Annotated in this window: 1 protein-coding gene; it reads left to right on the top strand. The window is 67.5% G+C overall.

From position 1 onward, the window contains the following. Window positions 1-696: extracellular solute-binding protein (locus HC022_RS28075; protein WP_167454548.1), on the top strand; the 696-nt coding region annotated here is incomplete at its 5' end. Window positions 697-729: the final 33 nt, after the last annotated feature.

Here is a 729-nt window from a genome sequence, read left to right as displayed (position 1 = left end):
GTGCCGGGCACCGTCATGCCGAACTGGCTTGGCTTCTCGGTGTTCTCGATCAACATGGTGCTGAACACCGCGCAGCTGCCGGGCGCCAAGCCGCAGAACTGGGCCGACTACTGGGACGTCGAGAACTTCCCGGGCCGTCGCGGTCTCTACCGGTCGCCGTGGGGCACGCTCGAGATGGCGCTGCTCGCCGATGGCGTGGCACCGGCCGACCTCTACCCGCTGGACGTGGACCGCGCCTTCGCCAAGCTCGACGAGATCCGCGAACATGTCGCGGTCTGGTGGACCGCTGGCGCGCAGAACACCCAGATCCTGCAGTCCGGTGAAGTCGACATGACCGACACCTGGTCGGCCCGCGCCTATGCCGCTCTGGAAGCCGGCGCACCGGTCGAGATGGTGTGGGACGGGCTCTACTCGGTCGACGGCTGGTCGATCCACAAGGGCACCCCGCGCATGGAAGCCGCGCAGGAATTCGTGCGCTTCTGCGCCCGCCCCGAGCAGCAGGCGATCTACTCGCAGAACGTCGCCAACGGCCCGTCGGCAAAGAAGGCCTACGACTTCATCCCGGCCGAGCGCGCCGCGGTTCTGCCGACGGCGCCGGAGAACGTCAAGGGTCTCTACCTGATGGACAGCGACTACTGGGGCGCCAACTACGACCCGCTCGCCGAGCGCTTCAACGAATGGCTGCTGATGGGGTGACCCATGACGGTCGGGTGCGGCGGTATCACGTCC

Origin of the sequence: Salipiger sp. HF18, assembly GCF_011806505.1 — a bacterium.
Classification (GTDB): Bacteria; Pseudomonadota; Alphaproteobacteria; order Rhodobacterales; family Rhodobacteraceae; genus Salipiger; species Salipiger thiooxidans.
The sequence above is the reverse complement of the archived record's forward strand: the minus strand, read 5'-3'. Positions and strand labels throughout refer to the sequence as shown.